18 protein-coding genes and 1 pseudogene are annotated in these 21,861 nt (G+C 40.0%); 10 read left to right on the top strand and 9 right to left on the bottom strand.

Translation table 11 applies throughout. From position 1 onward, the window contains the following. Nucleotides 1–10: 10 nt before the first annotated feature. Both AAG807_RS11150 and AAG807_RS11145 read right to left on the bottom strand, forming a co-directional pair. Nucleotides 11–1,384, bottom strand: a complete 1,374-nt coding sequence (locus tag AAG807_RS11150; RefSeq protein WP_341903689.1) for a di-heme oxidoredictase family protein — start codon at nt 1,382–1,384, stop codon at nt 11–13. Continuing rightward, complete coding sequence (locus AAG807_RS11145) at nt 1,384–2,559, bottom strand: imelysin family protein (protein WP_341903687.1); 1,176 nt, start codon at nt 2,557–2,559, stop codon at nt 1,384–1,386. Before AAG807_RS11145 ends, AAG807_RS11150 begins: the two co-directional genes overlap by 1 nt. A 186-nt stretch (nt 2,560–2,745) precedes the next feature. On the opposite strand from AAG807_RS11145, the gene AAG807_RS11140 reads away from it, so the two are divergent. From AAG807_RS11140 to AAG807_RS11120, 5 genes are all read left to right on the top strand, one after another. Continuing rightward, nucleotides 2,746–3,531 (top strand): DUF3108 domain-containing protein, encoded by a 786-nt coding sequence (locus AAG807_RS11140; RefSeq protein WP_341903685.1) that lies wholly within the window; start codon nt 2,746–2,748, stop codon nt 3,529–3,531. Nucleotides 3,532–3,693: 162 nt separating this feature from the next. Then, a complete protein-coding gene (locus AAG807_RS11135; protein WP_341903683.1) occupies nt 3,694–4,644 on the top strand; it encodes a tryptophan 2,3-dioxygenase family protein in 951 nt (316 codons plus the stop codon). 21 nt (nt 4,645–4,665) lie between these two features. Then, entirely contained in the window at nt 4,666–5,517 is an 852-nt protein-coding gene (locus AAG807_RS11130) for a hypothetical protein (RefSeq protein ID WP_341903682.1), read from the top strand. Between the two features lie 3 nt (nt 5,518–5,520). Then, complete coding sequence (gene hxpB, locus AAG807_RS11125; protein WP_341903680.1) at nt 5,521–6,177, top strand: hexitol phosphatase HxpB; 657 nt, start codon at nt 5,521–5,523, stop codon at nt 6,175–6,177. Nucleotides 6,178–6,188: 11 nt separating this feature from the next. Continuing rightward, the gene (locus AAG807_RS11120) at nt 6,189–6,770 is read left to right on the top strand and encodes a DUF3109 family protein (protein WP_341904060.1); all 582 of its coding nucleotides are present in this window, start codon (nt 6,189–6,191) and stop codon (nt 6,768–6,770) included. A gap of 233 nt (nt 6,771–7,003) precedes the next feature. Here the strand turns inward: AAG807_RS11120 and AAG807_RS11115 are convergent, their stop codons facing one another. Genes AAG807_RS11115 through AAG807_RS11105 form a run of 3 tightly spaced genes read right to left on the bottom strand, consistent with a single transcriptional unit; the run spans nt 7,004 to nt 12,647 of the window. Beyond that, a complete protein-coding gene (locus tag AAG807_RS11115) occupies nt 7,004–7,696 on the bottom strand; it encodes a hypothetical protein (RefSeq protein ID WP_341903678.1) in 693 nt (230 codons plus the stop codon). A gap of 51 nt (nt 7,697–7,747) precedes the next feature. Then, the gene (locus AAG807_RS11110) at nt 7,748–10,597 is read right to left on the bottom strand and encodes a PD-(D/E)XK nuclease family protein (protein WP_341903676.1); all 2,850 of its coding nucleotides are present in this window, start codon (nt 10,595–10,597) and stop codon (nt 7,748–7,750) included. Nucleotides 10,598–10,625: 28 nt separating this feature from the next. Then, the gene (locus tag AAG807_RS11105) at nt 10,626–12,647 is read right to left on the bottom strand and encodes a glycosyltransferase family 39 protein (protein ID WP_341903674.1); all 2,022 of its coding nucleotides are present in this window, start codon (nt 12,645–12,647) and stop codon (nt 10,626–10,628) included. A 114-nt stretch (nt 12,648–12,761) separates the two neighbouring features. Here AAG807_RS11105 and AAG807_RS11100 point away from each other — a divergent pair, with 114 nt between their 5' ends. The 5 genes from AAG807_RS11100 (at nt 12,762) to AAG807_RS11080 (ending at nt 19,131) form a co-directional block, all read left to right on the top strand. After that, nucleotides 12,762–14,372: a hypothetical protein gene (locus tag AAG807_RS11100; RefSeq protein WP_341903672.1), complete on the top strand. Its 1,611-nt coding sequence runs from the start codon at nt 12,762–12,764 to the stop codon at nt 14,370–14,372. Continuing rightward, the gene (locus AAG807_RS11095) at nt 14,329–17,811 is read left to right on the top strand and encodes an SNF2-related protein (RefSeq protein WP_341903670.1); all 3,483 of its coding nucleotides are present in this window, start codon (nt 14,329–14,331) and stop codon (nt 17,809–17,811) included. Before AAG807_RS11100 ends, AAG807_RS11095 begins: the two co-directional genes overlap by 44 nt. 80 nt (nt 17,812–17,891) lie before the next feature. Beyond that, on the top strand, nt 17,892–18,242 hold the full coding sequence (locus AAG807_RS11090) for a hypothetical protein (protein ID WP_341903669.1): 351 nt from the start codon (nt 17,892–17,894) through the stop codon (nt 18,240–18,242). A gap of 44 nt (nt 18,243–18,286) precedes the next feature. Continuing rightward, the gene (locus AAG807_RS11085) at nt 18,287–18,748 is read left to right on the top strand and encodes an HAD domain-containing protein (protein WP_341903667.1); all 462 of its coding nucleotides are present in this window, start codon (nt 18,287–18,289) and stop codon (nt 18,746–18,748) included. A 143-nt stretch (nt 18,749–18,891) separates the two neighbouring features. Then, on the top strand, nt 18,892–19,131 hold the full coding sequence (locus AAG807_RS11080) for a hypothetical protein (RefSeq protein WP_341903664.1): 240 nt from the start codon (nt 18,892–18,894) through the stop codon (nt 19,129–19,131). Here the strand turns inward: AAG807_RS11080 and nadD are convergent. From nadD to AAG807_RS11060, 4 genes and pseudogenes are all read right to left on the bottom strand, one after another. Next, entirely contained in the window at nt 19,128–19,742 is a 615-nt protein-coding gene (gene nadD / locus AAG807_RS11075) for a nicotinate (nicotinamide) nucleotide adenylyltransferase (RefSeq protein ID WP_341903662.1), read from the bottom strand. The two genes, AAG807_RS11080 and nadD, sit on opposite strands and share 4 nt — an antisense overlap. A gap of 2 nt (nt 19,743–19,744) precedes the next feature. Beyond that, nucleotides 19,745–20,323: a guanylate kinase gene (gene gmk, locus AAG807_RS11070; RefSeq protein ID WP_341903660.1), complete on the bottom strand. Its 579-nt coding sequence runs from the start codon at nt 20,321–20,323 to the stop codon at nt 19,745–19,747. A gap of 1 nt (nt 20,324) precedes the next feature. Next, nucleotides 20,325–21,191 (bottom strand): YicC/YloC family endoribonuclease, encoded by an 867-nt coding sequence (locus tag AAG807_RS11065; RefSeq protein WP_341903658.1) that lies wholly within the window; start codon nt 21,189–21,191, stop codon nt 20,325–20,327. A gap of 285 nt (nt 21,192–21,476) precedes the next feature. Next, nucleotides 21,477–21,861, bottom strand: a pseudogene (locus tag AAG807_RS11060) (DNA recombination/repair protein RecA); the annotation flags it as partial.

Below are 21,861 nucleotides of genomic sequence, written 5' to 3'. Positions count from 1 at the left end.
TACGAATTACTTATAAAGATTCCAAATACTTCAGCAACATTTTCCGTTGATTCACAGGAAGTTTCTTGTATTTGTCCGCACTTTTCTGAGCTTCTCCTCCATGCCATAAAATAGCTTCTTCTATGGATCTTGCCCTTCCGTCGTGTAACAGATTTGTGTGTCCATTCACTGTCGAAATCAAACCTAATCCCCAAAGTGGCTGTGTTCTCCATTCAAAACCGGATGCTAAATGATCCGGAACATGATCGGCTAAACCACTGCCCATGTCGTGAAGCAAAAGGTCTGTATAAGGAGTTATCTTTTGGTTTTTCAATGGGGAAATATTCCCTCCGAAACCGGTCGTGTAATTCATTTTATGACAGGAAACACATCCAAGAGACTTGAAGAACTGCGCACCGTGTTTTACTTCCGGAGTGGTGGTGTTCCGTCTTTTCGGAACTGCCAGACTTCTTGCATAAAGAATCACCGCATCCAAATCATTATCCTCAATTTCAGGTGTTCCGCCATTCGGCAATCCTGCACACGAAGATTGATTAGCCGTATAATTCTCATTCGGGAAATACGAACTGGTTATCCCGATATCTCCATTGAAAGCACCTGCTACCTGATGCGCGATACTACCAACATTTGCCTTCCATCCAAACCGACCGATTACCAAATTTCCGGATGCAATATCGGTTACATAATTCGCAACTCCGGATATTCCGTCCCCATCCGCATCATTCGGATCGGCATTTGCCAAAAGATCAGACTCAGAAATCAACTCTAAAAGACCTAAACCTATCATCTGCTGTCCAACTCTCGGCGAAATTCCAGTTGTTCCCTGCATTGCACCATAACTTTGACCTGCAACGGTGTAGACTGGTCTTCTTAACGAATAACTCGTCCCATCTGCAAAGTATCCTACTTCTTCGATGTAGTTAATTCCCATACTTCCTTCAGGAGTAACTGCATTATGTGAATAATCTTGTAATTGTCCACCATAAATGGCGTCAGGAGAATTGTCGAAACCTGCACCCAATCTGAATAATAAGCCGGAATTAGCTTGCGGAGAACCCCGTCCGTCCCTGAAATGACAAGCCGAGCAAGATCTTGCGTTGAATAAAGGTCCTAATCCGTCACGTGCCGTTGTGGAAGAGGGCGCTTGCACCCAACTTTGATTAAAAAAGGAATTTCCTACATAAAACATCAATGACTGAGCTGAACTCAATCCATTAATCTGGTAAGAAAAAGCATAGGAGGTTTGATCTCCGGTACTGCAATTCCCTGCAAGGTCAATCAATGTGGAATCATCGCTATATGCTGAAACAACAGCGGTTTCTTCCTTTTTACAGGAAAAAACCACTAGTGATAAAATGATTCCGAGTAGGAAGAACTGTTTCATTAAAATGTTATTGAGAAAACTGCTGCTGCTGCATCCAGATCAACTTGTTCCTGTTGCAATGAAGTCACAACATCCAATACTTTTGGGCGCTCAGCCGGTAAAACAATTGCTTGATCAAATGGATGATACATTACAGCGATATATCCCATTGTAGCTGAAAAACGATTGATCACTGTTGCATTCTTCGCTGCGCTAATTGTCCCTACCAAATCTTCCAATGCATAGCCATTCACATTATTTCCATAAATGGATGTGTAATTTCCTTTGTATAGGTTTTCGACCGCCATTGCGTTCAAATAGATATCTCTGTGTGTATTATCTGAAAAGCAAGAATGCTCGTCTTCCTGATTTTGGTTCTCATAAGCAACATAAATACGTTCCCCTGCCAATTCATCACCGGAAAGTACACGCATGGAGTTGAACATCTTACGCAATGCTGTTTGGTTATTCAAGGCTTGGAAAGTATGGTAATAACTTCCTGTAATTGCCGGATCCCAAGCATTTTTAACTTGATTCAAGGCAGAAACCAATAGATCAACAACTGTTTTCAAATAAGTTGCTCTACGTGCCTGGTTATTTGCAGTACCACCAACAACATAATCAGTATACGGTCTTGTTCCAGCACTTGCATCACTTAAATCTTGCCCCCACAATAAAAATTCAACAGCATGGTATCCGGAAGAAATCTTAGTTTCCCCACCGAATTCATTCGCCTGAACAATTGTCGAAGCATCAATTGTCGGGTAAGTTGCAACATCATTGATGATCCCGGCATTTGGCTCACCGACTACATAATCCACGTAGTTCTCATCCATTGGCCAGGCATTGATCAATCCTTCCGGTCCGTCATTTGTATTGTCAATCGGTCCGTCAACAAAACGGAATATTTCAGTTAACCCATAAATCTCACGTGCATCTAACCAAGCTTGTTTAGCAGCATCCAGATTTACCTGTGAAGGATTATCAGCCAAGTTATGACATGCTGTTTGTAAAACCAATGTGGAAGTATACGAATCCTTGTATACGGCAAAGGCCATATCAGCATACGTTTTCTTGACATCAGTCTTTTGCTGTGCATACTGGTCTGTTGTATCAACCTCTGGGTCTTTCTTTTTCTTACAAGCAACAGCTGCAACTGAAGCAACTAAAAATATTCCGAATACGGTCTTTCTCATAGTAACTAATTTGCGACAAAAGTATCTCAAACACACCTGCTGCTCAATACCGTATTCTAGGTATTTTGATTCATTCGGAAAAAGTGTATCTTTTCACTGTAAATCAGTTATTTCAATAAAAAGGGGAAAGTGTGATTTTTGGCATTTAGTTTGTAAACCACTTATCCAACAATTAGAATTTAAGTTATGAAAACAAGTTTGATCATCTCATCAGCAATCCTGTTAGTGATTGGATTAACAAGTAGCATGCAAATTGCATTACCTACGGTTTCAAATAATTCCTTTCAAACCGGAGAGAAACTCCGATACCGTATTACCTATGGTTTCATTGATGCCGGTGAAGCTGTTCTTGAAGTGAAGGAAACTTCCAAAAAAGGAAACGGAACCAGAGAACTCTATCATATCAAAGGAACAGGTAAAACACTTGGTGGATTCAATGCAGTGTACAAAGTGAATGACGTATATGAAAGTTATCTGGATAAAAAAGGAATCTTCCCTTGGCAATTCGTTCGACGGGTTGAGGAAGGCGGATATAAACTTTCCCAAGATTATGCTTTTAAACAAGACAAACAGAAAGTGCACAACGGTGAAAAAGATTTCTCCACTCCATCCGGAATTCAGGATATGATCTCTTCGTTCTATTATGCCCGTACACTGAATTTCAAATCTGCAAAGGTTGGGGATACTTTCGAATTCAAATGTTTTATGGATGACGAAATCTGGCCTTTGAAGGTGAAATACCTGGGTGATGAGAAAATTTCCATCCGAAAAGGAAAGTTCAACTGCATGAAATTCGCTCCGGTTGTTCAAACAGGTCGTGTCTTCAAAAAACAAGATGATTTGAGTTTTTGGGTAACAAAAGACGAGAACCGAATTCCAATTTTAGTTAAAGCCAAAATTCCTGTTGGATCAATCAAATTGCATTTGGTAGAATGGTCAGGTTTAAAGCATGACTTGGTAAAAGCTAAATAAGAGCCAACTAAGGTGAATTGGTGGGTTTGAAACCAATTCACCTTGCTAAATTTTTAGTAAGCGAATTGGTGCGAAGAGAGAAGTGTTCAAATATTAACGTTTTTGTTCATGATTAATACTTTGCTTTGGCATATATTTGTTTGCTAAAAATCTGGAAAACAAATGGAATTAACTCCTGAAATCTTAGAAAGAATTACTCTTCTTAAAGCGAAGTATGATGCGCAAGGTCAGGATTTAGTGGCTTACCTCGATAGTTTGTTGTATTCACGAATGCCAAACTATTGGGATTATGTTCAGGTCGATACCTTATTATCCTTACAAAAGACGTATACCGACTTTCCGGATGAGGTGGTTTTTTTGATGTATCACCAGGTTACTGAGTTGTACTTCAAATTATGCCTGCATGAGTTCCAGCAGATTTCAGACCGCAAGAATTTGGATGCCACTTTCTTTGTGGAACATGTTCAACGTATCAATCGTTATTTTGAAGCCTTGACAAAAAGTTTTGAGATCATGGTAGATGGAATGCAACGCGAACAGTTCCTGAAATTCAGATTGGCGCTTGCACCTGCTTCCGGATTCCAATCTGCACAATACCGAAAAATTGAAATTTACTCCACTGATTTCCTTCAGTTAGTTCATAAGGATCATCGTTCAAAATACACCGGGAAAGAACCGATTTCTGAGCTTTTCGAAAACATTTACTGGAAAGAAGGAGCTACAGATATGGAAACGGGTAAAAAGACTTTGACATTGACTCAATTCGAAGACCGTTACAGAGAAGAATTCATTCAAATGGGTGAAAACCTGCGTCACGATAATCTTTGGCAATGTTATTTGCGTCTGACTCCTGAAGATCAGGAATTACCCGCAGTCATTCATGTCCTGAAACAAAATGACGTCAATGTAAACGTGAATTGGCCCTTGGTTCACTATAAATCTGCTGTTCGTTATTTACAAAAGGATAAAGGCGATATTGCCGCAACAGGTGGTACAAACTGGCAGAAATATCTTCCTCCACGCTTCCAAAAACGCATCTTCTACCCTCAATTGTGGTCAGAAATGGAGATTGCCGAATGGGGTAAATCTTGGGTGGAAGCTGTATTAAACTAAGATTCTTCATACTTTTGTGGCATGCGAAATGTTGCTCTTATACTTGCAACCCTGTTTCTTGTTGCCGCGACAATGCAAAAAACGAATCGTCTCCCGAAAGATTTGAAGGAGATTTCAGGTTGGGTTTTTGCAAATGACAGCACCCTGATCGCCCATAATGACGGCGGCAATGACCCCAAAATTTTTGTGTTGAACCTGAATGGAAGTATTCGTCACAAGATCAGCGTCACCAATGCAGAGAATACGGATTGGGAAGACATCGCATTGGATGAAAAAAGTATCTACATTGGAGATTTCGGAAATAATAACAATACCCGAACCGACCTTAAAATTCTCAAAGTCAGTTTAAAAAAAGTACTTGACAACCAGGATGTCGAGGCAAAATTCATTGAGTTTTCCTATCCCGAACAAAAAGAGTTTCCTCCCAAACTTGCAGAAAAACAATTCGACTGCGAGGCCATGAGTTTTTATAATGACTCCTTGTATCTGTTTACCAAGTGCAGATCCGAACCTTTTGACGGAAAATGTTATGTGTATACCTTGCCAACCAAACCGGGAACTTACAAAGCTCAGAAGAAGTATTACATGGTCATTGGAAAACGTGATTGGTTCAGAGATGCCGCAACAGGAGCTGACATCCAAAATGGAAAATTGATTCTACTTACATACAATCGTATCATCATCCACTCCTTTGAAAATGGAAGAGCAAAATATGAATCCCACCAGACAATGCTCCCGATCACCCAAAAAGAAGCCATTGCCATTCATCCGAATGGAAAGATTTATGTCGCCGATGAACGTCAGAAAATAGTCGGTGGTGGAAACATGTATATTATTAAACCAGCGCCTTCAGCGAAGGGGCACAGAAAATAAAAAATGAACCTAAGCAATTTTGATGGGGTTATCTATGACATGGACGGAGTACTTACTGACTCGGAACCCTTGTGGAAAATTGCAATGGAGGATGTGTTCAAAAGTGTCGGTTGCCCGCTTACCAAGGAAGACTTTCAGCGCACAGTTGGATTGCGCATTGATGAAGTGATTGTATACTGGTACCAAGTTTCTCCATGGCCTGATGCAAGCCCAAAAGAAGTTGAGAACGCAATTGTCCAGCGCATGATTGAACTACTTACAGCTCGTGCAACTCCACTTCCGGGTGTGGTGGAATCATTGGAATTCTTTTCCTCAAAAGGGCTCAAAATAGGCTTGGCAACATCTTCCTACCAAGTGTTGATCGATTGCATCTTGGATACGCTCCAAATCAGACACTTCTTTCAAACGGTGCATTCTGCGGAATACGAATTATTCGGAAAACCTCATCCTGCAGTATATCTGACCGCAGCAAAAAATTTGGGTCTGGATCCGAGACGTTGTCTGGTTATCGAAGATTCCTTAAACGGGATCATATCCGGTAAAGCTGCTCGCATGACCGTCTTTTGTGTTCCTGAGAAAACGCATCATCCGGAACCGAAATTGATGCTTGCTGATGCACAATTCGATGATTTAATCGGCCTTGTCAATTACTTTAATTAACTTGTATTATGATCGTAGCTATAGATGATAAATTGATTTCCACAGAAGTATTTGACCGCAAATTTGTGTGTGACCTGAATGCTTGTAAAGGAGCCTGTTGTGTGGAAGGTGACGGTGGTGCTCCCCTGACTTTTGAGGAAGTGGACATCATGGAGGAAATCCTGGAGGACGTCCTTCCATTCATGCGACCCGAAGGAATTGAAGCAGTAAACCAATCGGGGGTTTTTTATATTGATCAATGGAATGAACCTGCCACTACTTTGGTGAATGGAAAAGAGTGTGCTTTTGTTTATTTCGATGAAAAGGGAATTACAAAATGTGCTATCGAGCAAGCATATTTATCAGGAAAAACAACTTGGAAAAAACCGATTTCATGCCATTTGTATCCTATCCGCGTGAAGAAACTGAGCGAGGGTATCGCCCTTAATTACGAGGAATGGAACATTTGCAAACCTGCTTGTGCTTGTGGTGAGCAATTGAATGTTCCTGTTTATAAATTTTTGAGAGAGCCACTTATTCGGGCATTTGGCGAAGAGTTTTATTCGGATTTGGAAGGAATAGATGAGACTTTGAAGAATGCGAATTTGGAGTAAATTCCCAATAGCGCTATTGAATTTTCACGATTGAACTAGCAAAATAATAGACGTTTTTTTTTTCAATTTTAAAAATGCTAACTATTGATAATCAGAAAATTAACAACAAATCTGTTCGCATCTTTGCGAAGAAGAAAATTCTAGAATTCTCAGCAATGAGTGCCGAAATTTGTAGCTGTTGATTCGTTACTAAAGCAAAGTACTTCGAATCTTTGTTGTGAGGTCTCTAAAGGTTATGCACCCCAACTCTCACCAAGAATCCATTTCTCAATCATTTCTTTATCCAAAAGTCTACCAACCACTCTATAAGCAGATTTAGCGAAAGGATTATCTCCAATCAGAGGTTCTGTTTGTACACCAATTTTTGGATCATAATAACTTGCATGAGTGAAGGTCACCTCATCTCCCGATTTATAAACAAAGCCAACATGACTGTCAAGACCTGTTATATATAATCCATCCGGGTGCTTCAGAAAATAGCTTTTCATGGATTCAGGAGTTTGATTGCTGAACCGTTGCACATCAGACGAAAATCGGGTGATATAATATTCCGAGGCTTGTTGTGCCCATTTTACTCTTGGAATTTTGAATCCGGCATCAGAAAGGACGGTTGTAATGAAGTAGCCACAAGCTATTTTCCCTTTTCGCGGAGTACGAGTTGTTCCATTAAAATCCCATTCCGTTCCATCCCATTGTTTAAAGAAATCCGTTGTAATGGTTTTTAAGAGATACCTTTCCACTCTTTCTAAAATTTGAATGCGAGCCGATTCATCTGCGTCAGTATATTCCTTTTGAAAAATAACTCGTTGGTTCTCCACTGATGATATTAGGTCCTCATAAGCAGGCAGACGTTCTTCCTTTTTTCCCTCAAAGCAGCTAAGAAGCAGAAAACAGATCGTACCAAATGAGATTATTCTTAATTGCATAACAGCTATTTTATTCGTAACTCATTGATGAGTTAAATGTTACAAAACCATTCAATTACAATAAGCACAATACTTCGAATCTTTGTTATGTGTAAACGCCACATTCTTATCCAACATATCCGCAATGGTCTGCTTCAGAATCCCCTCCAAAAAATCAGGAATATCTTCCTTTCGGATGTCTTCCGGCAACTTCAAAAAGTGTGGGCTTTCCTTGATGGATCTGAACGAAAAAATCCCGGCTTGATCAGTCAAAATTCCAGTTTCTTTGTAATAAAGATAACAGTAAATCAACAATTGAAGTACGTGTTTCTGGTTCGGATTTCCTTTGCGTTTATTCGTCAGGATCGCTTCTTCATAGCTTTCCTGATTCGCTGTTTTCTTCAGTTCCACTTTGTCCTGGTTTACACTCCCCGACTTATAATCAATAATCCGATGTACGCCATCAAATTGATCTATCCGATCACAAACCCCGGAAAGACGAACCTCGAATGATTTCCCCGAATTGGAAGTGTCTTCAATGGCAATCGATGTCTCCAATCTTCGCTCCAGCCCCAGAATAAATAATGCTTTTTGCGGGTTTTCTTTTAGGATTGTCCGGTCTCTTTTCAATACGTTTTGAACCATTTCTTTCGCCACCTCGAAATTGATGTGGTTTGTTCCGGTTTGCCAGGAGTTCTTGTCTTCAGAGAAATGGATCTCAAAACTTTTACTAACCAATAGGGGAACGTCTTTTTCCATTCGGAGCAGATCTTCTTCAGTGACTACTTTTCCTGAAATTTTTCTCCCGGCCTCGTCCACACGGTCAATAAATGGTGCGAATAGATTCTCCAGTACATAGTGAATGATTGTTCCAAGTGTATTGCTCTCAATATCTTCCTCCACTTTGTTTTCCTCACCGAAGCGCAATACATAGCGGTAATAAAAATCCAATGGACAACTCATGAATTTATCCAACATGGAGAAACTAATTCCGCCACGAAGCACTTCATAAATCCGTTGGACAATCTCCTCTGTTTTTTGAATCGTCGTAGTTTCGACCTTTTCCTTGTTTCCGGCAGTATAGAATGATTTTTGAATATGAATGTTTGGATTAATTTGAGCCAATTCCAACTCAATCTGTTGAATATACCGGCTTGGTTCACTGGATCCCACAGATTCTGAAGCACTGGAATAGGTAATCAATAACTCTTCCGCGTGGTGCAGCAAACGGTAGAAATGATGTGCAAAAAGTCCTTGCTTCTCCCGCGGAGTCGGCAACCCGAAATACTTCCTCAAATCCATGGGAATAATCGTATTGATCGCATTCTGGGGTGGCATGGATCCTTCATTCAATCCGAAAACAAAGATGCGCTTGAAGTCCAAACCACGTGTTTCCAGTAAACCCATGATCTGCAATCCTTCCAAAGGATTTCCGAAGTAAGCAATCGTTTCGTTACTCCAGTTTCCATTGAACAAACTCCGGAATGAAGCAATGCTCATAGTCGGAGCATCCTTACTCATGATATTTTGCAGGACCACCGTTGCATGTGCAAATCTGCGGACAATGGCACGTTCCAACTCATTCTTTTCGTCCAGCCACAGATCCAGTTTTTCGTTCAGCAATTGAATTACCTCAATTCCTCTCAACCAATCATTTTTCCAGGGTTCAAAGATGAGTTTATTCAATTCGGACAAGCGTTCACTTAAATCCAGTTTCTTTCGATCCAAGAAATGCCAGTTGTGATTGATGATGCGGGATTCAATGTTCTGAATTTCATTTTTTTCCTGGGATGAAAGAACCCCTAAAATAAACGGATGGTGGGCAAACTGAATAAAATCACGGTAGTAAATACTCGAATTTCCTCTTCGCAAAAAGGATTCCTGCAATCGGAAAATCAGATCCACCCAGGATCTTAATGATGTTTGTCTTAAAGGCAAACCAACCGTAATATTCGCTTGTTCGATTTCTGCCGGAAGGTGCTTCAAGATCGAACTCAACAGACTTTCATCCGCCAAAAGCACCAGGGTTTCATTCAATTGTTGGGTATTCAGTTTTTTCAATTCGCTCCCGACAACTTGAGCCTGAGAAGTGAACTGTGGACATTCCACCACCCGAATTTCCATCTCTTTCGTACCGAGGTAATTTTCGATAAAAGGCAAAGCCTTTTGTTCCAATCTCTTGCACAAATCGCGCTGAAACTGACCGGCTTCGTGAATCGGATCATTGAAATAGAACTGGTCTGAATCCATTAGAATAGCTGCTCTTCCCATGATGGAAAGCTGTTTCATAATTGAAATCTCGGATTCGGAAAGTGCATTAAATCCTGCAAAAACAAATTGTGCGTCCTTATCACTTGCAAAGGCCAAATCGATGTTGTTGGCAAAATAACCGTAAGCCTTCCCTTTTGTGGTCAGTGATTTTGCTTTTAATCGGGCTTCCAGCGCAAAGTAATACGGTTTCAATTTATCCCAAAATGCCATGAACTGAATTTGTCCTTTGGACAGCTCTTCCGAGTTAAAGGACCAGTTTTCAATTTCCCGGATATCGCGCAGGTTCTTGAATAGCTGGTCTGCAGGAACAAGGTATCGGTCAATCTCATCAAAATCACTTAATAGAATCTGTCCCCAGGCCATAAAGGAGTCAAAGGAATCTACATTCAATTCTACCGGATCCTTCCTGAAAAGTTCATACAATTCAAACAGCAGGCTGGTTTTATCGAGAACAGGTGTCGGATTCAAATCCTGGATCCAGCGGTCGATCGTCACAATTTTGGGCGATAGGATCGGTTTCTGATAAAATTCAAAAAAAGCGCGCTGCAGGTAGGCAATCATCCGTTCGGAAGGAACCACAATACATACATTCTGATTGCTCAAAGCATGTTCATCGATGTACTTTACGATTCTGTTTACAAACGCCTCCATAATGATTTAACTATCGGAATTTCCGTTCCTAGTTCCTGTAAAACTGAAACTCGAAATCATCCAACAAAACAACGTTCTTGCTCGCATTGTGGATGTAAAAGCTCAACTTGTCTTTTTTCGACTTCCGTTGGGGCAGAAAAACAATGAATTCCTTCTCCGTCCATTCGTTGGATTTTGAAAGTGACGTCAAATCGATTGTTTGATAAAATGAAAGCTCATTCCCTTGAGAATAGGCAATGATAATCCCAATCTGATTGTCATTCTGACGCAAAAACTTCCCTTTTATCTTTAGCACTCGCGGTTTTGTATCCGGTCCCACTTGCTTTGTGAAATCGTGTGAAAACCCATACACTTCATTTTCTCCGATATACCCGATCCGATTCTTTTCCTTCGACGGATCTTTTACAATTCCCACGTATTTCAAACTATCCTCCGTTTCGAAGTTTGTTTTGATGATCTTGTATGGGTTTTTAATATTCATAAAATCCATTAGACTCTGTGAAACGGTATCTTGTTTTCGCTTGCACAAAATCAGGTTTTCATTCGTTGCGATGGATTCCACCCGATTGAGGATATCCGGATAAATTGCATACACATCTTCCATGAAATAGGGTCTTTGAAACACCACATAATCCCATTTCCAATTCAACCCCCGGTCAATGTCATCCGGATTATGACCAACAACTGCCAAACCAACCCGATTCATTTTAATGAATGGGATATTCGGACCGTAAGCATGCATGACCAAAATAGTATCTTCCCTGGAAACTCCTGATTCAGTCAAAAACTCATCCGAGCCAGTGAAATTAATTCCCGAGCCGGTGAAATGGTCATTCGCAACAAAAACGCGGCGTTGTTTCTGAAATTCGGAATCCTCCCTGAACGAGACAATGCCGAAATATGCCACGAATAATGCCATGATGAGCTCCCCAAAATACCATTGCGGCTTCGGAAGAATGGACAAACAAAGCCCTACGAAAAAGACGATCGGCAAATAGAAGGTGTCCAGGAAATAATAATCGTGGGCAACAAATTGCTTCGTCATTGCAAACCAGAACAAACAAGTTCCAATCAACCAGAACAAACAAATGAGCCACCAGCCAACAAAGGATCTATCACTATTGCGCTGTCTGATCAAAAGTGAAATGATCACCAATACTCCTAGCAGGAAAATCAGGAAATACTGTTTTCCGGAAAAATAAGCCAACACCAGGTTTTCCCACATGTGATTCAGAATGTTTTTCATTTCCTCCACATTGTCTGCAGGTAACAATTCGCTTAAGAAATCAGAACCGTATTTTGCCCTGATGGTGCTATTGTAAAACTGTGCGGCGAAAACCACCATAAAAGAAACGACCACTCCGGTTATGTTGGGCCAAAATTTTGCCTTCTTCTGAAAAATGCGAATCAATTCGAATCCCAATAAAGCAAAATAGGGAATGACAAATGTGAAACGTGCAAGTGTCGCCAAGGTGAAAAAGAACAAAGCCCATTTGAACCATTTTTTCCCTCCACCTTCGAAATAGAGGGCATAACAGTAGAACGCAATAATGGTATTGGCTATACTCGGAATTGTCGGTAGAAATCCTCCCTGATAAAAGGTATAAACAGGAGACATAATGGCAAAAAGTACCACTAAAGCCGCCTTCACCTTAGACCCGGTTATTTTCTCCATCAACAAATAGAGAAAGAAGAAGCCGACAATGCTATAAAGCAGGATATATGCATGAAAAACCCACGTTTCATTCGTTCCGAAAATTTTCATGAAGATGGCAGGAACATAATCATGGATCGGGAATTCTACAGCAGTGACGGTGGAATAACTCGGCTCCGCCCAATTGCTAGGGAATTGGTGATTGAGGATGTAATTCTGTGGTTTGAAAAAGTTCAGGTCGTTTCGCACAAAACCATTTGCGAGTGCCAAGCGATCGTTTTGAGCCCAAGTGTGTGTGTAACCTGGAAATTCATTCACATACTTCAACTGAAAAATCGCAGTGATCGCTGTAATCAGTAAAAGCACAATACTATTCCTTATTCTTCTTTTTTTCAAGATCTCCAAATTACATAGAATATTCAGTTGATACAAATATCAAACTATTCTTGAGATAAAATGACTAATTTTCCAGTCAATTAGGTAATAAAACGTTACTAAATTTGCTGCCACATGAACAAAATCCTTAACCGATTCTCAAAGTACGAAAAGTTCCTTTTTCTGGCAGTTGCTTTAGCGAATCTTATTCCGGTTATCAGTCATCATTTTTTTCCGACACTTGACGGACCGGCTCACCTGTACAATGCAACGCTGATCAATCACATGCTCTTTGATGCTGATGTGGATTCTTTTTTCCAATTCAACGCTGAATTGGTCCCCAATTTGACCGGACACGTTCTACTGTGTTTTTTCAAGTGGTTTCTGCCCGGATATTTGGCTGAAAAGATGCTGCTGATTGTTTATTTCATCGGATTGGCGTATGCTTTTCGAAGACTCGTCAAATCTATCAACCCTGAATACCTTGGTCTGAGTTATCTGATTTTCCCCTTAACTTACAATTTCCTATTGTCTCTGGGTTTTTACAATTTCTCATTGGGTTTGATCGGTTTACTGCTGATCCTTTCATTCTGGATCAGGAACAAGGAGACGATTACCGGTTCACCGAAGAAGATCCTTATTCTCAGTGTTCTTTTCATTCTGACTTACTTTTCCCACATTTTAATGTTCAGTATTGCATTATTGGTTTGTGGTTTCTACCTGTTCATGTCGTTCCTGAAAGTCCTTTTTGAGACAAAAAAATTCAAGGACACATTTATCCGTGAGGGAAAAAAGGGGCTTGTCTTGCTTCTGAGCTCATTGATCCCACTTGTGCTGACAACCCTTTACTTTGGCAGCAGACCCGATACCGGAGTAAAGATCTTTCTTCCAAAAGAAGAATTGATTAAGTGGTTGAATTACCTGAATCCGATCATTTGTTATCACGAAGGAATTGAAAGTGGATTCACCAGAAAGATTATTTACATTTTGTATGCGCTGATCATCGGTGGAATCATTGTCCGGATAAGGAATGGCATTTCTTCAACCAAAACCCCTGAGAAAAAAGGATTCCTTCAATTCAATGACACCTGGTTATTGGTAACCGGAATCATGTTGGTGCTTTTATTTATCATGCCGGATGATAACGGAAGCGCAAGTATTATTTCCATGCGCTTCGGGTTGTTATTCTTCCTGTTCCTGTTTATCTGGATTTCCAGTCTGAAACAGGCAAAGTGGTTCGCTTTTATCTGTATGTCACTCTTACTGGCAATTCACGCCAAGAGAATCCGCTATTACGACTCCGTGATGGATACATACGACCCAATCGCCATTAGTTGCAACAAAGCTTCCGCTTTTATCAAACCCAACAGTGTGGTGGCTCCGATGAACCTGACAGGTTTCTGGTTTGAGGCACATTTCTCCAATTATCTTGGAAGTGATAAGTCAATGGTTATACTTGACAATTATGAGGCAACGATGAACTATTTCCCTTTGCTTTGGAATATGCCGGAACTTCCGAATTTCCACATGGGAGGTCAACGTGTTGCTGATTGTCCCTTATTTCCGTGGACTCCTTCAAACAAAGAAAATGAGAAAAAAGAGGTCGATTATGTTTTTGCTTTGGGAAGTTGGGACAGTACCAATGTGGATCATCTCAAAACTTTAGAGTTGATTTCAAGCAATTTCATTCAAACCTATAAAAATGAACATTGCACCTTGTACCGACGAAAAAATTCAAGGGAATAAGGTTCGGATCACCGCAGGTTTATCTAATTATAGCTACCTTCACTGTATGCTAAGTTCTTTTGAAATGGATGATTCCGATGAAGACGAAGATTTCTTTGTTTTCCGCGATTCAACGTTCGCCGAACTGAATTATGGTACCCTCCTGAAATTTGCAGAAGCTTCTGCAATCCAGGCATTGAGTTTCAGTTCCAACTCCGTTCAACCTGTCGAACTTTCCATTGATAAAGGAATCTTCTTATGCAATTATGGTTTTCGTGCAGAACATGAAGTAATCCTGACGCAGGAAAACCAAACGGTGGTTCTTGGCTGCAGCTGTGGAGGTAATGGAACGAAGTTGTGCGACCATCAGGCCTTTGTTCTTTATCGTGTGATGGAGCATGCCGATTTTCGGGCCTTCTTTGATGAAACAGATCGCCGGAAACGCATTTCCGAAATGGCTCTTTCTTATGGAATTTCGGATGAAAGTCAATGGGAAAAACAGTTTCAGCTTTCGTATGAAAACAGACAAGTAAAAGTCACTTCCAAGAATCCGGAACTTATTCGCATGAACCAGGAGAAAATGGACGAACTCACCAAGAAATTGGCTCCTGTTTCCTTTTCGCCGGAAAAACTGCATAAACCATTACCCAACCGATACATTTCTTTCAGTGCTTTTGCGAATGAAAATCATTTTGAATTTCAATTACATGAAAGTGCATTGACCCAAAGTGGTAAGATAAAACCTCCGATCCAATCATTAAATGCGCTGGAGCTCGCCTTGCAGGAAACCAAGCCTGAACTGATCCAAGCTTATACTGCACTGGGAATTTTGGGCGTAAAACATCATTTGTACCGGAACCTGGCTGGGGATGAAGAAACATTTCTGAAGGTTGTAAAATCCATTATTGTTGCCAAACCTCTTTTTGAGGAATTCGATGTCATGGAAGCTTGGGATACCAAACCTCCAAAAGACGCGGATCTCACCCTTCACATTCATGACAAACCAATGCTGCTGCATCTGGATGTCAGCCAAAATCAGGAATTTTACGAAATAACCGGTTTTATTGAATTGGACAATCTCAAAATTCCATTCGACCAGGTAAAAATGAAGAGTGACCTCTTTATTCGTCGCGGACAGGACCTGTATCTGATCAAGAATTGGAATTACCTGAGAACGTTGACCTATTTCAGAAAGAACCACCATAAACTCATCATCCATCAATCACAGTTCGATGCATTTCAATTGAGTTTTTTGGTTCCGCTCGAAAACGTGATCAGTATCAATTATTCTTACGTCAAAAAAGCAACCCGTGCTGTTATCAAGCAAGCTCAGTTAGCGACAATTCAGGCAAAGCGCATTTACCTGACGGATAGTGAAAACTATATCCACATCACACCCGTCATCGAATATGGAAAAGTGGAAATTCCGATTCTTTCCAAACGGAAATTGCTGACAATTGATCAGACAGGGAATTCATTTGAAATTCCGCGGGATGAAAATCTGGAAGTTCAATTCCTCGGTCAGATCATTCGTCTTCACAAAGATTTTGAATTCCAACTGGGTGGCGATTTTTTCTACCTGCACAAAAATCAGTTTTTGGAAAATGATTGGTTCCTCAATGCCTTTGAATCCTGGAGCGAAGCCGAATTGGAAATTCACGGATTCCATGAGTTGACCAAAATAAAGCTGATTCCGAAAAGCATGAAGGTTTCCGTTCAGATTATCAGTGGAATTGATTGGTTCGAGACAAAAGCACACATCAAGGTTGGTGACAATCGGGTGCGTCTGAAAGAGATTCAGCGAAGCATCATCCAAAAATCACGTTATGTGAAATTGGGCGACGGACAAATGGCACTGCTTCCACAACAATGGTTGGAGCGATTCTCCGCTTTTTTCCAAGAAGGCGAATTGGTTGATGAGGTGATTCGAATTCCGAAAACATCCTATCAATTCATTGACGAATGGTTCGATGCAGAAGAAATTGACAGCGCCGTTCGTACACAGATAGAAGACCTAAAGGACAAAATCACCCACTTCGAGCACATTCCTGAAATTGAACTTCCAACCCAATTTCAAACGGAATTGAGACATTATCAGCGGGAAGGATATCATTGGCTGCACTTTCTGAATGATTTCGGTTTCGGTGGAATTCTGGCAGATGACATGGGATTAGGGAAAACCATTCAGCTTTTGGCTTATATTTCCAAGAAGCAGGAAGTCAAAAAAGGAGTCCATCTGATTGTCGTTCCAACTTCGCTGGTTTTCAATTGGAAGGATGAAACCGCGAAATTTACTCCACATTTACGGATTTTAGATCTTCATGGAACCAAACGGATCAAATCAACCGATCATTTCGAGAACTACGATATCCTGTTAAGCACATACGGAACTTTGCTCTCTGATATTCGCTATTTGAAAGATTTTGTATTTGACACCGTTATTCTGGACGAAGGACAGGCCATTAAAAATCCGGATTCCAAACGCTATAAAACTGTTCGTTTACTGCAATCCAAACAGCGATTTGTCCTTACCGGAACCCCGATTGAAAACAATACATTGGATATTTTCTCCATCCTTTCGTTTTGCAATCCCGGGATGTTCGGTTCCATCAAACAATTCAAGGATCATTTTGCCTTTCCTATTGATAAATTCCAGGACAGCCAGCGAGCAAAAGAGCTCCAAAAACGCATCCATCCCTTCTTATTGAGACGCACCAAAAAGCAAGTTGCTACGGAACTTCCGGAGAAAACTGAAATGGTCGTTTACTGTGAGATGGATCACGAGCAACAGCGCGTATATGATGTCTACAAAACAGAATTGAAGGAATACATGATGAGTGAACCCGACTTTCTGGATGGACAAAGCAGCATGCATGTATTGGCAGGTTTGACCAAGTTGCGACAGATTTGTAATTCTCCCGCATTGATCAATGAGAATGGTGTTTCTTACGGAGATCAGTCGGCGAAAATCCAGGAGTTGATGGAGCAAATCGAAGACAAGAAGAAACACCACAAGATTCTGGTGTTCTCTCAGTTTGTAGGCATGCTGAAACTGATTGAAAATGCTCTGGAAGAACGGGAAATCCCCTATTCCTTGCTAACAGGTCAGACCAAAAAACGAAAAGAAGTGGTCAATGAATTCCAAGAAAATGACGCTATTCGGGTTTTCCTGATCAGTTTGAAAGCCGGTGGAATGGGATTGAACCTAACGCAGGCTGATTATGTGTTTTTGATCGATCCCTGGTGGAATCCTGCTGTGGAAAATCAGGCCATTGACCGCGCTTATCGGATTGGTCAGGACAAAAAAGTGGTTGCAGTGCGCTTCATCACACCCAATACCATTGAAGAGAAGATTTTGGAATTGCAAAAGCGCAAACAGGAACTGATCGGTGATTTGGTTCACACGGATGTGAGCACCTTAAAACAGTTGAATCGAAAAGAGTTGATTGATTTGTTGTGATTACTAATTGCTGGATATCAAAAAGATACAATGGAAATATTCTCAAAATAAATGCTTATATTAAGTTATAAATTTAATGTATGCGCGAGATTAATTTCGAACAAGTAAAACTATTCATTGAAACCAACCCACTAAAATTTAATCCAAGCCAGAAAAAAATTAGCTATCCTATCATTGTTCGTATTCACAAAAGGCTTCAGGAAGGTCATAATTTTAGTAATATCAAAGTTCTCAACAATACTATTAATGATGGACACCATAGATTTATTAGTTTAAGTTTATTGAATATGGAAATCTGTCATGATGTTTCTGGAGAAAATAGCACAAAACAATTAGAAATAACTTGGAAGGATGTGGAGTTGGACTCTGTAGATTACGATACGGAAAAACAGAAGGAAGAATTTAGTAAAAGATACGATAAACCGCTGTAAAACAATATTTTGAAATTTTTAAATAAACCCTTAACTTTGCAATTATGTTATTATTGTTGGACATAGATGGTGTAATGGTACAAGCTGCATCGTGGAAGAAAGTTGAAATTCATCCAGATGGTTTTTACCAATTTTTGCCAAATGCTATAAACAGTCTTAAAGATATAATCTCTGAGACTGGTGCTTCTATTGTCTTAACCACATCACACAAATCTACTTACTCTTTAGAGAAATGGGAGGAAATATTCATTAATCGCGGAATTACTGCGACGATCGATAAACTGGATGATAACATCAATTTCTTATCAAGAAAGGGTGAAATATTAAATTGGTTGTCAAAAAATAGACACGTAAATGACTTTGTAATTATAGATGATGATAAGTCCTTACATGATTTGCCAAGTAATCTCAAAGAAAAAGTTGTTTTCACGCAACCACTTATCGGACTAAATAAAGAAGGTGCATTAAATGCCATTGAAATTTTGAATAAAGTTATGTTGGTTTAATTTAGAACTTACTCATAAATCATTAAGACCTTGTAATTGTGCAGGGTCTTTTTTTATTACATAATTTAAAAGTCTATAAATCCCGATATGTTAAATCAGCAAAAATCAGATTCATTCTAAGCGTTTGTTCGTACTTTTGAGGTATGAAAAAGCGTTTGTTTTTACTTGCAATCACATTAATTGTTGTTGATTTTGCTTTTGGACAAGGTTGTTCCCAATGTAAGTTATTGGCAGAACAAGGAAGTGAATTGGACGAAAACTCTTTTGGTTCTTCGATCAATACAGGTATTTTGTTCTTGATTGCAATTCCTTACTTAATCCTGATGTTTTTCTTCCGTAAGCAAATTGCACGTTTATTCAAACGTAAGAAAGCAAAGGCTTAACGGTAAAAATTCATCTCATCAATATACTTGCGTACCGGTTCTGTAAGCAGGTAACGAACATCTTTTCCTTCCTTAACAGCATGTCGTACAAAACTCGATGACACTTTCATCACCGGAGCTTCCTCACACATCACAATATTGGGGTGGTTCTTAAATCCGTTTTCAGGATGGTGTCCGATCTCCTGAACCTCTTCCTCTTCCTGAACGGTCAATACACGCGGATATACATAGAACTTGTAATTGGCTAACAAATGTTCGTGGTTATACCATTTGTGGAACGTTCTCAGATTGTCTTCCCCCATAATGAGTGAAAATTCATACGACGGATACTTCTCTTTCAAATGAGCCAGAGTTGTTGCCGTATAATTCGGTTGGGGTAATTTGAATTCAATGTCAGAAGCCTTCAAATTGTCATTGTCCTGAATTGCTTCATTAACAATTGCCAATCGGTGATAATCGGGTAACAGGGAGGACTTCAATTTCAATGGATTTTGAGGAGTCACCACCAACCAAACCTGATCGATATCGGTATACTCCGCCATGTAATTTGCAATGACCAAATGACCAACATGAATGGGATTAAACGTTCCGAAATACAGTCCTACTCTCATAATCAGGAAATAAAATTTCGAACGATCTCTTCTGCTTCCTTACAAGCTCTTCCCAGCTCGTCATTCAAGAGAATATAGTCAAACTCGGATGCGCGATCCAATTCAATATGCGCTTTTTCCAAACGCATGGAGATTTTATCTTCTGTTTCCGTACTTCTGAATCGCAAACGACGTTCCAGATCTTCAAAGGATGGTGGCTGGACAAAAATTGCAAGGGCATTATCTCCCATGATCTTCTTCAGGTTCAATCCTCCCACAACATCCACATCAAAAATGACCGTTTTTCCTTCTTTCCAGATTCTTTCCAATTCAGAAGTCAGCGTACCATAGAAATTATCGGTATAAACCTCTTCCCATTCAGCAAATGCTCCCTCTTCAATTTTGTTCTTGAATCCTTCAATTCCCAGAAAATAATAGTGCTTGCCATGTTCCTCTTCACCACGTGGGTCACGACTACAAGCAGAAATAGAGAAAGCCAATTCCGGAAGTACTCCTAACAAGTATTGAACAATGGTTGTCTTTCCAGCTCCTGATGGAGCTGAGAAAATGACACATTTACCGCCACTCGAATCAAATGCCATTTTACAGGGTATTTAAAACTTGTTCTTTTATTTTCTCTAAGTGATCTTTCATTTCAACCACCAATTTCTGCATTTCAACATGATATGATTTGCTTCCAAGGGTGTTGATTTCGCGACCGATTTCTTGCGTAATGAAACCCAATTTCTTACCACATAATGGGATATTCATTGTTTCAAGAAAATAATTCAGGTGATTTGAAAGACGCATTTTCTCTTCTGAAACATCCATTTTCTCGATGTAGAAAATGATCTCCTGTTCCAAACGGTTCAAATCAATGGAAATGTTCGTAATCTTTTCCAGTCCTGTTTTCATCCGTTCGCGAACTGCTTCAATACGTGCAGTTTCGTATTTCGGAACTTCTGCCAATAATTCATCAATGCGTCCGATATTTCCTTCGAAATCTTTTCTTAGCTGATCTCCTTCTTGTTTGCGGAACTCATTCAAGTGATGACAAGCTTCTCTTACCAAACTTTGTACAAAAGTCGATTCCTCATCTGAAAGTGCTTCTTTGTCATTCGAGTAAATTTCCGGCATTCTCATAACCATCGACAGGATATCATCGGTTGATTCACCCAATAACTCAGCTGTTTCTTTGATGTCCTTGTAATATGCTTGAGCCAGATCGCGGTTGATCACATAGTTTTTTGTATCACCGGAATTTTCCAGGGAAATAGATAACTCTACTTTACCTCGGTCTAATAATTCAGCAACTATGGAGCGATTCTCCAATTCAATCTCGCGATACAAAGGAATTGCACGCATATTCAGATCCAAGCTTTTGCTGTTTAGGGAACGGATTTCCACAACGATTTTCTTTCCTTGAAAAGAACCACTTGCTTTTCCGTAGCCGGTCATTGATAATACCATTTACTTCAGTTTGAGCAAAAGTAAGGAAATATTGTCGAGAAGGTGCTAATTCAGGTACAAACCTTTAACCACATAGGTCACATAGAAACATAGAAAGGATAGCCCTTCATCAGATTATGTCTCAAATAAATTGGAGTTGGGAAATAATGGTTTTTTATTTTACTCTCATTGAGTTACCACATAACAAGCATAGAAACATACTATATGAACTCTGTTTCTATGAGGTAAACCGTTCCAATACAAGTCCCGCGATTTCTCACGGGACTCATTGGAAACGATATGCAGTTAGTCTTGTGCTACTACCACTGCAGTGGGATTAGCGCCAAGAGCTTCTTTGATCTTTGCTTCTAATTCATCCATTAATTCCGGGTTGTCAGCAATCATATTTTTTACAGAATCTCTTCCTTGTCCCAAACGGGTTTCTCCGTAAGAGAACCAAGATCCACTTTTCTTCAAGATATTCAATTCCACTCCGATGTCGATGATCTCACCTACTTTTGAAATTCCTTCCCCGTACATGATATCGAATTCGGCTTTACGGAACGGAGGCGCCACTTTGTTTTTCACCACCTTCACTTTGATCCGGTTACCGATCACATCTTCTCCTTCTTTAATTTGAGCAGCTCTACGGATATCGATACGCATGGAAGCATAGAACTTCAAGGCATTT

It is taken from the genome of Fluviicola taffensis DSM 16823, assembly GCF_943372375.1.
GTDB lineage: Bacteria > Bacteroidota > Bacteroidia > Flavobacteriales_D > Crocinitomicaceae > Fluviicola > Fluviicola taffensis_A.
This window is presented reverse-complemented; position numbering and strand designations above follow the sequence as displayed.